Source organism: Streptomyces bambusae, from assembly GCF_019400985.1.
Lineage (GTDB): Bacteria > Actinomycetota > Actinomycetes > Streptomycetales > Streptomycetaceae > Streptomyces > Streptomyces bambusae_A.
The window spans coordinates 1-8,876 of sequence record NZ_WTFF01000304.1 but is presented as its reverse complement, the minus strand read 5'-3'; the positions used below and the strand labels follow the sequence as shown (position 1 = coordinate 8,876).

Genomic DNA, 8,876 nt, shown 5'->3' with positions numbered 1-8,876 from the left:
CGGCATCACCCCCGGTCTCGTGGGCTCGGGGATGTGTATAAGAGACGGGCGTACGGGTGCGCGCGGGGCGCTCCTCGGTCCGGGCCGACGCGGCAGCGCCGCCCCGGCCACGGCGGCCGCCCGGCTCGCCCAGGTCCTCCAGCTCCTCCGCCGCCAGGCCCGCCCGCGTGCGCTCGGCCCGCGGCAGGATGCCCTTCGTACCCGCCGGGATGTTCAGCAGCTCGAAGAGGTGCGGCGAGGTGGAGTAGGTCTCCTCCGGGTCGTTGAACGGCAGGTCCAGCGCCTTGTTGATCAGCTGCCAGCGCGGGATGTCGTCCCAGTCCACCAGCGTGACGGCCGTACCCGACGCGCCCGCGCGGCCGGTGCGGCCCACCCGGTGGAGGTAGGTCTTCTCGTCCTCCGGCGACTGGTAGTTGATCACGTGCGTGACGCCCTCGACGTCGATGCCGCGCGCGGCGACGTCGGTGCACACGAGCACGTCGACCTTGCCGTTGCGGAAGGCCCGCAGCGCCTGCTCGCGCGCGCCCTGGCCCAGGTCGCCGTGGACCGCGCCGGAGGCGAAGCCGCGCCGCTCCAGCTGCTCGGCGATGTCCGCCGCCGTCCGCTTGGTCCGGCAGAAGATCATCGCCAGCCCGCGGCCCTCGGCCTGCAGGATCCGGGCGACCATCTCCGGCTTGTCCATCGAGTGGGCGCGGAAGACGTGCTGCGTGATGTTCGCGACGGTCGCGCCCTCGTCGTCCGGCGCGGTGGCACGGATATGCGTGGGCTGCGACATGTAGCGGCGGGCCAGACCGATGACCGCGCCCGGCATGGTCGCCGAGAACAGCATGGTCTGCCGCTTCGCCGGCAGCAGGTTGATGATCTTCTCGACGTCGGGCAGGAAGCCCAGGTCGAGCATCTCGTCGGCCTCGTCCAGGACCAGGGCCTTGACGTGCGACAGGTCGAGCTTCTTCTGGCCAGCGAGGTCCAGCAGGCGGCCGGGGGTGCCGACGATCACGTCGACGCCCTTCTTCAGCGCCTCGACCTGGGGCTCGTACGCCCGGCCGCCGTATATGGCGAGGACGCGGACGTTGCGGACCTTGCCCGCGGTGAGCAGGTCGTTCGTCACCTGGGTGCACAGCTCGCGCGTCGGGACGACGACGAGGGCCTGCGGGGAGTCGGTCAGCTGCTCGGGCTTCGCCCGGCCGGCCTCGACGTCCGCGGGGACGACGACACGCTCCAGGAGGGGGAGGCCGAAGCCCAGCGTCTTGCCGGTACCGGTCTTCGCCTGGCCGATGACGTCCGTGCCGGAGAGGGCGACGGGGAGGGTCATCTCCTGGATCGGGAAGGGGGACACGATGCCGACGGCCTCAAGGGCTTCGGCGGTCTCGGGAAAAATACCGAGGTCTCGGAACGTAGTCAGGGTGCTGCCTCTTCTGTGAGACGCGGCGCGAGGCGGCGAGAGGGGGGTCGTACCGTGCCAGGCTTGCAGTACTGCTGTGTACGAAGCTGCGCGGGACCACTGCCTTCGCTCAAGCGCTCGTGCCGCTGAGGGGGCCCCTCATGGGCGGCGGCACGCATGAACGCGCTCACCGCACGAGGGCGGTCGGTTGGAGCCGATCGGGCCACCGACCGGGCATCCTCATTCAGGATGGCCCGCCGAGTATTCGGCAGGCGCCATAGCACTGTACCCCGAAATCTCGCAGCTGTGTCGGGCGAATTCATCACGTCGGTGTCGGGAGGCCGACTGACCAGGTGGTTCCGCGGCCCGTCCGGCGGGCTATTGTGCGGAGCATGTCGACCGAAGAGAACGCAACGCCCGCCGACGAGGGACACGCCGGAATCGCCGCCCAGGACTGGGCGCAGGCCTCCGCCTCCCCGCAGTACCGGGCCGCCGTCGTGGACCTGCTCGGCGCGCTGGCGTACGGCGAGCTGGCGGCCTTCGAGCGGCTCGCCGAGGACGCGAAACTCGCCCCGACCCTGGCCGACAAGGCCGAGCTGGCGAAGATGGCCTCCGCCGAGTTCCACCACTTCGAGCAGCTGCGGGACCGGCTGGCCGCGATCGACGCCGAGCCGACCGCGGCGATGGAGCCCTTCGCCAAGGGCGTGGACGACTTCCACCGCCAGACCGCGCCCTCGGACTGGCTGGAAGGCCTGGTCAAGGCCTACGTCGGCGACTCGATCGCCAGTGACTTCTACCGCGAGGTGGCCACCCACCTCGACAGCGACACCCGCGCGCTGGTGCTCGGCGTGCTCGACGACACCGGCCACGGCAACTTCGCCGTGGAGAAGGTGCGCGCCGCCATCGAGGCGGACCCGCGCGTCGGCGGCCGGCTCGCGCTGTGGGCCCGCCGGCTGATGGGCGAGGCGCTCTCGCAGGCCCAGCGTGTGGTCGCCGAGCGCGACGCGCTGTCCACGATGCTCGTGGGCGGGGTGGACGGCATGGCGGCCGGCTTCGACCTGGCGGCCGTGGGCGAGATGTTCACCCGGATCACCAAGGCGCACACCAAGCGGATGGCGGCGCTGGGCCTGGCTGCCTGACACTCCCTCACGACATGGCGACGGCCCCGGCGGAACCTCCTCCGCCGGGGCCGTCGCCACGTGTGTCCGACGCCGACCCGCCGGGGCCGTCGCCGTCACTCCCGTCGTTCCCGTCGTCGTCCTTGCCGTCGTCGTCCTTGCCGTCGTCCCTGTGGCCGTCGCCGTCGCCGTCGCCGTCGCCGTCTCTGTCGCCGTCCCTGTCCCCGTCCCCTTCCCCGTCATCCCCCCGACGGGAGTGAAAACGGAGTCCTGCGGGCGGGGCGTCCGGCGCGTGCGGTGGGCCGCAGCAGCAGCGAGACGACCACGGCCGAGACCAGGACCGAGCCGATCAGCGTGGCGGCCAGCGTGTTGTGCCCGGGCCCGAGGGCGAAGTGCGTCAGATACGCCCCGAGGAGCGCCCCCGACACCCCGCTGACCAGCACCGCCCGGGGCGAGGGCAGCCGCCGCGGCAGCACTCTGACGGCGAGGCCCGCCAGGGCGAGACCCAGCAGAGCAGAGCCGAGCGCTTCCATCAGCAGCATGAGGTCCCTCCCACACGTCAGGGCAATCGGGGTCACTGCCGTCCTACCCGAAGCGGAAGAAACGGAAACGGCCCGGTGGAACAACCACCGGGCCGTGTCACGGACATCCTCAGGCGGCGCCGAAGCCGACCTTGCGCGCCGTGGGCTCGCCCAGGTCGACGTACGACAGGCGGTCCGCCGGCACCAGGACCTTGCGGCCCCGGATGTCGGTCAGGCTCAGCAGCGACGTCTTCCCGGACAGGGCGTCGGCGACGATGGCCTCGAGCTCCTCGGCGCTCTGGCCGCTCTCCAGCACGATCTCCCGGGGTGCGTGCTGCACGCCGATCTTGACCTCCACGGCTTTGTCCCTCCGACGGTCCGGTTGTGCGCGTTCGCCGCGCCGTACGCCGACCACATTAGCCCGGAGAGGGGACGGGTACGCGCGCGACGGACACGCTGCAAGCGAACAGCGCGCCCGCTGCCTGCGGACGCGCTGTCGGGACGGCTCGCCGCCGGCGAGGCCCGCCGTCAGCGGAACTCGCCTTCGGCGGGACCGGCCGTCAGTCGGACCCGCCGTCAGCTGGACTCGGTGCCGTGCAGCGGGAAGCCGGCGATACCGCGCCAGGCCAGCGACGTCAGCAGCGCGACCGCCTTCTCCCGCTCGACCGGGCTCTCGCTGGACAGCCAGTAGCGGGCCACCACCTGCGAGACACCACCCAGGCCCACGGCCAGCAGCATGGACTCGTCCTTCGACAGCCCGGTGTCCTCGGCGATGACCTCCGAGATCGCCTCGGCGCACTGCATCGAGACGCGGTCCACGCGCTCGCGCACGGCCGGCTCGTTGGTCAGGTCGGACTCGAAGACCAGGCGGAAGGCGCCGCCCTCGTCCTCGACGTAGGCGAAGTACGCGTCCATGGTCGCCGCGACCCGGAGCTTGTTGTCGGTGGTCGAGGCGAGCGCGCCGCGCACCGCCTGCAGCAGCGCCTCGCAGTGCTGGTCCAGCAGGGCCAGATAGAGGTCGAGCTTGCCGGGGAAGTGCTGGTAGAGCACCGGCTTGCTGACGCCCGCACGCTCGGCGATGTCGTCCATCGCCGCCGCGTGGTACCCCTGCGCGACGAAGACTTCCTGGGCCGCGCCCAGCAGCTGGTTGCGTCGGGCTCGGCGCGGCAGTCGCGTGCCCCGCGGGCGCGCCGCCTCGGTCTGCTCGATGGCTGTCACGCCGCCTCCCACTTTCTTCTAGAACACAGTGCGCTGTGCGCCGGCCGCCATCGTACTTTTCGGTAACCGAATCTGGGGGGTCACGTCCGGAATTTCTCGCGGTACGGACCATTCCCCGCCCTGGTCAGGCGCCGGGCGCGGGCCCGGCGGGCGCCTCCCGTCAGCGGCACTCCTCGGCAGTCCCTCAGCGGTAGTCCTCCTCGTCGAGTGCCACCACCCTGGCCTGCTCGGCTGCGTCGCCGTCCGCGGCCTCGCCGTGTTCCCGTTCTGTGAGGGGCTCGTCGTCGCTGGGGTTGAGCTCGGCGTGCTGCTCCGCGGCGTCCGCCTCGGGGGCCTCCGCGTCCAGCGCTGCGGGGTCCCGGTCCTGGAAGGTGTCGGGCTCGTCAGGGTCGGCGGTCATGGGTCTCCCCTCTTTCCTCGCTCACTACGAGCCTAGGAGCTGTTCCGCAATTACGCCCAGCCAATCTTGAGGCTGCGCGGGACAGCGGCGGCGCGGGTGGCGTCGTCGATCGCCTCTCCACGCCGGCGCTGTGGGCGCAGGACGGGCAGTCCGGTCCAGTGCAGCAGGGAGCGGGGCCGCAGGCTGATGACATCGACCTTCGATGACCTTCGATGCGAACGGACGCAGCGGCCCGTCGGGCCCGATACTTCCCGTACCGGAAAAGGTCGGTCGATCTCCGCGCTTCGGGTGTGCCGCCCGCCGAACGCCGCGCCGCCCAGGGGCTGCCACCCAAGGCCGTGGACGTGCCGGGCGGTGCCCGCGACGCCCGTGCCGACGGGGTACCCGAGCAGGCGTTCCGTCGCGACCGGCTGTCCCATGGCTACCGGGAGCCGCGCGCCCGCCAGGCCGAAGCCGCAGCCGGCACGGCCGAGTACCGCCGCCACCGCGCCCGCGCCCGCGCCATCGCCCATGAGCCGGACGCGGCGGCTGTATGCAGATCTGTGACCGCGAACACACCAGGTCGGGCGTGATCGTCTCGTAACATTGCCCCCATGTCTTCGACCGAGCTGCCGGGCGTACGGTCCGCCACCACCGCGTCCTCCCAGCTGACCGCGGTCCGGGTGGCCGAGGGCGAGCAGCTGCGCCAGGTCGCGCTGCCCGGGCTGACGCTCACCGTCCGCTCACGCCCGCCGGCCCGCACCGGTCTGCCGCCCGCCCTGTACGTCCACGGACTCGGCGGTTCCTCGCTGAACTGGTCCGCGCTGATGGCGCTGCTGGAGGACACCGTCGACGGCGAGGCCGTCGACCTGCCCGGCTTCGGCGACTCGCCGCCGCCGGCCGACCGCGACTACTCCGTCACCGGCCTGGCCCGCGCCGTCATCCGCCACCTCGACGCGGCCGGCCGCGGCCCGGTGCACCTGTTCGGCAACTCCCTCGGCGGCGCCGTCACCACCCGCGTCGCCGCGGTCCGCCCCGACCTCGTGCGCACCCTCACGCTGGTCTCGCCGGCCCTGCCCGAGCTGCGGGTGCAGAGGACGGCCGTGCCGACGGCCCTGCTCGCGCTGCCCGGGGCGGCCCCCCTCCTGGGGCGGTTGACCCGGGACCTGACGGCCGAACAACGCACGCGCGGAGTACTGGGCCTGTGCTACGGAGACCCCTCCCGGGTGACACCGGAAGGTTTCCGCAACGCCGTCGAGGAGATGGAGCGGCGCATGGCGCTGCCCTGGTTCTGGGAGGCGATGAGCAGGTCGTCCCGGGGCATCGTCGACGCGTACACGCTCGGCGGCCAGCACGGACTGTGGCGTCAGGCGGGCCGGGTGCTCGCGCCGACGCTCCTCGTCTACGGCGGCCGGGACCAGCTCGTCTCGTACCGTATGGCCCGCAAGGCGGCCGCGTCCTTCCGCGGCTCGCGGCTGCTGTGCCTGCCCGAGGCCGGGCACGTGGCGATGATGGAGTACCCCGAGGTCGTGGGCTCGGCCTTCCGCGACCTGCTCCGGGACACCGGGGCCGACCGGGACGAGGACGCCCCGGACCGCAACGGCAAAGGCAGCTGAAACAGGTGGGACGACATAGTCGCAAGGACCCTGCCCCGCCCCGCGCGGAGAGCGCGGGGCCGGCCTCCGCGGGACTCCGTCCGGGAGGCTCCCCGGCCGCTGCGCGCGGCCGGCGCCGCAGGTCCGAACCCCCGGCCGCCCACCAGGGCTACGCGCCCCCGCCGGCCCCCGGCAGCCGCGCGGGCCACCCGGAACACCACGAGCCCGGCGGCGCCTGGAGGACCGGCGGCGCCGCAGCCGGCCAGGACTCCACGTCTCCCGGCTTCGCCGCACCGGACTTCACCTCTACCGACTTCACCTCTCCCGACGTCACCTCACCGGGTTTCGCCCCTTCGGATTTCACCTCTTCCGGCTTTGCCACGCCCGGTTTCTCCGGTCCTGGCTCCGGCGAGCGCGGCTTCTCCGGTCCTGGCGGCGCGGACCCCGGCTTCGCCGAGCCCGGCCACGGCGGCCACGACGACGACGTCTGGGGTGCCCCGCCCGCGCGGGCCCCGCGCCGCGACCCGGGCGACTCCTGGAACCCCCAGCCCACCGGGTACCGCGACCACGACGACGCCTGGCCCGGCCGGCCCGCGCCCGGTGGCGCGCAGACGTCCGGCGGTGCGCAGACATCCGGCGGCGCCTGGGGCGGCGGCCCTGCCGCGTCCGGCGGCGACCACCTCCGCGGCTACGACACCGGCAGTCACCACATCCCCGGCTATGACGCCCCCGGCCATCACGCCCCCGGTTACGACGCCCCGGGTTACGACACCGGCGGCCACCCTGTCTTCGAGCAGACCGGCGGCCACGACGTGCGCGGCGTGCGCGGCGGCGGCGCCCCGTACGCGTCATCGGCCGCCGGCGCGCGGTACGGCGACTGGCGCGGGGTGCCGCGCACCCGATCGGCCGCACCGGCGGCAGACGCCAGCGCGGCCGACACCGACACCACCGGCTTCGACACCCCCGGCTTCGGCACCCCCGCCGTCGGTTTCCCGCAGGTGAACCTGCCGGGGCCGCGCTCCGAGGCCGCACCCGGCGCGTACGCCCCGCAGGACCCGCAGGCCGCAGGTCGTACCAGAGCCGCGTCCGCGGCCGCCGCGCAGACCCCGGCGGAGACGACCGGTTCGCACCGCCGGGTCCCGGCTCCCCGTACGGCGCCCGTCCCCGTCGGGGAGGAGCCCCCGCAGCCCGGAAGCCGGCGCGTGCGGATCCGCACCTACACCGGCATGGCCGCGGCCGCCGTCACCACCGTGCTCGCCGTCGTCATCGCCCTCCAGGTCAACACCGACGACCTGGCCGGCCGGCTCGGCGCGCTCGCGCCCGGCGAGGACGTCCACGACCGGGCCAAGCCCGGCCAGTCCGCGGCGTCCCGCTCCGACGACCGCCCGACCCCGTCCCAGCCGCAGACCCCGCAGGACCCACAGGCCCCCTCGGGCGGTGCGGGGCAGCCGGTCGCGCCGGAGAAGTCGTACGAGCAGAAGATGGCCGAGGTGTTCGCCCTCGACGCCAAGCTCCAGGGGCCGGGCACCTTCGACACCGTGCAGGCCGGCGCCAAGGGGCCCGGCAAGGGCCGGACGGTCCGCTACCGCGTGGACGTCGAGCAGGGCCTCGGCCTGGACCCCGAGCTCTTCGCCGAGGCGGTCCAGCGCACCCTCAACGACCCGCGCAGCTGGGCCCACGACGGGGACATGACCTTCGAGCGGGTCCCGTCCGGCAAGGTCGACTTCGTGATCACGCTCGCCAGCCCCGGCACCACGGGCGTCTGGTGCGCCAAGTCCGATCTGGACACGACCGTCGACAACGTGTCGTGCGACTCGGCGTACACGGAGCGCGTGATGATCAACGCCTTCCGCTGGGCCCAGGGGTCGCCCACCTTCGGCCAGGAGCAGATGCTCGCCTACCGGCAGATGCTCATCAACCACGAAGTAGGCCACCGGCTCGGCCACGGGCACGTGAACTGCAAGACGCCCGGCGCGCCCGCGCCGATCATGCAGCAGCAGACGAAGTCGCTCGACATCGACGGCGTGCAGTGCAAGCCGAACCCGTGGGTGTATCCGGGCAGCTGACGGCCCGTCGAGGGCGGCCGGGCCGGACTCCGGCGGCCGTCACTCCTCCCCGGGTAGCGCGGTCGAACGCCACCCGTACGGGAAAGTTACGACTCTTCACCCCTTCCGGTGGCGCAGCGGACAACCGTCCGTCGCGCCACCGGAATGTCCGCTTGAGTTCTCCCCGCGGTGGTCGCCGGACCGACGGCCACCGCCTGACGGGAGAACGGGGGTGCCGCTCGTGCGGATCGGACTGCTCACGACGGGAGAGTCCAGGCTGTGGTGCGACCGGCTCGTGCGCGGGCTTCCGCAGCACGAGTTCACGCTCCATGTGATGCGCCGCGAGGGGGAGCGCGGGACCGGCCGTGAGCCGGGCGCCGGGACCGGCCGCGGCGGGAGCCCGTACAGCGGCGGGAGCCCGTACGGCAGCGGGAGCCCGTACGCGGGACACGCGCCGCGCACGGGACACGCGCCGCGCACGGCGGACCTGTGGGCGCGCGTCGACGACGGGCGCCGCTACGGCCGCCGTGAGCGCCGGCGCTTCACCGAGGCCTTCGGCCGGCTGACGGCCGGCATCTGCGCCGCCGACGGCGAGGCCTTCGCCACCGGCCTCCACGGC

General features: G+C 73.4%; 9 protein-coding genes and 1 pseudogene. 4 read left to right on the top strand and 6 right to left on the bottom strand.

The genetic code is table 11. The features are described 5' to 3' along the window. Positions 1-1,471 (bottom strand): DEAD/DEAH box helicase (locus GPJ59_RS29385; protein ID WP_219670832.1); only part of this gene is annotated, 1,471 nt, incomplete at its 3' end. 302 nt (positions 1,472-1,773) lie between these two features. On the opposite strand from GPJ59_RS29385, the gene GPJ59_RS29380 reads away from it, so the two are divergent. Further along, positions 1,774-2,520 (top strand): ferritin-like fold-containing protein, encoded by a 747-nt coding sequence (locus GPJ59_RS29380; protein WP_219670828.1) that lies wholly within the window; start codon positions 1,774-1,776, stop codon positions 2,518-2,520. 218 nt (positions 2,521-2,738) lie between these two features. Here the strand turns inward: GPJ59_RS29380 and GPJ59_RS29375 are convergent, their stop codons facing one another. The 5 genes from GPJ59_RS29375 to GPJ59_RS29355 form a co-directional block, all read right to left on the bottom strand. Then, on the bottom strand, positions 2,739-3,041 hold the full coding sequence (locus GPJ59_RS29375; RefSeq protein WP_219670826.1) for a hypothetical protein: 303 nt from the start codon (positions 3,039-3,041) through the stop codon (positions 2,739-2,741). 109 nt (positions 3,042-3,150) lie between these two features. Beyond that, positions 3,151-3,378, bottom strand: coding sequence for a DUF3107 domain-containing protein (locus tag GPJ59_RS29370; RefSeq protein WP_219670823.1), 228 nt, complete (start codon positions 3,376-3,378; stop codon positions 3,151-3,153). A gap of 218 nt (positions 3,379-3,596) precedes the next feature. Further along, a complete protein-coding gene (locus tag GPJ59_RS29365; protein ID WP_219670821.1) occupies positions 3,597-4,238 on the bottom strand; it encodes a TetR/AcrR family transcriptional regulator in 642 nt (213 codons plus the stop codon). 184 nt (positions 4,239-4,422) lie between these two features. Further along, positions 4,423-4,638: a hypothetical protein gene (locus GPJ59_RS29360; protein WP_219670819.1), complete on the bottom strand. Its 216-nt coding sequence runs from the start codon at positions 4,636-4,638 to the stop codon at positions 4,423-4,425. A gap of 50 nt (positions 4,639-4,688) precedes the next feature. Beyond that, a complete protein-coding gene (locus tag GPJ59_RS29355; RefSeq protein ID WP_219670818.1) occupies positions 4,689-5,150 on the bottom strand; it encodes a hypothetical protein in 462 nt (153 codons plus the stop codon). Between the two features lie 81 nt (positions 5,151-5,231). On the opposite strand from GPJ59_RS29355, the gene GPJ59_RS29350 reads away from it, so the two are divergent. The 3 genes and pseudogenes from GPJ59_RS29350 to GPJ59_RS29340 all read left to right on the top strand — a co-directional run. After that, positions 5,232-6,233 carry an alpha/beta fold hydrolase gene (locus GPJ59_RS29350; RefSeq protein WP_219670816.1) on the top strand — a complete coding sequence of 334 codons (1,002 nt, stop codon included), beginning with the start codon at positions 5,232-5,234 and terminating at the stop codon, positions 6,231-6,233. A gap of 791 nt (positions 6,234-7,024) precedes the next feature. Then, the gene (locus GPJ59_RS39080; RefSeq protein WP_445271889.1) at positions 7,025-8,278 is read left to right on the top strand and encodes a DUF3152 domain-containing protein; all 1,254 of its coding nucleotides are present in this window, start codon (positions 7,025-7,027) and stop codon (positions 8,276-8,278) included. A 220-nt stretch (positions 8,279-8,498) separates the two neighbouring features. Beyond that, a pseudogene (locus GPJ59_RS29340) lies at positions 8,499-8,876 on the top strand (hypothetical protein); the annotation flags it as partial.

Coding starts and splice junctions, on each gene's coding strand:
- GPJ59_RS29380 (WP_219670828.1), top strand. CDS start 1,774: ATGTCGACCGAAGAGAACGCAACGCCCGCCGACGAGGGACACGCCGGA.
- GPJ59_RS29375 (WP_219670826.1), bottom strand. CDS start 3,041: ATGCTGCTGATGGAAGCGCTCGGCTCTGCTCTGCTGGGTCTCGCCCTG.
- GPJ59_RS29360 (WP_219670819.1), bottom strand. CDS start 4,638: ATGACCGCCGACCCTGACGAGCCCGACACCTTCCAGGACCGGGACCCC.
- GPJ59_RS29355 (WP_219670818.1), bottom strand. CDS start 5,150: ATGGGCGATGGCGCGGGCGCGGGCGCGGTGGCGGCGGTACTCGGCCGT.
- GPJ59_RS29350 (WP_219670816.1), top strand. CDS start 5,232: ATGTCTTCGACCGAGCTGCCGGGCGTACGGTCCGCCACCACCGCGTCC.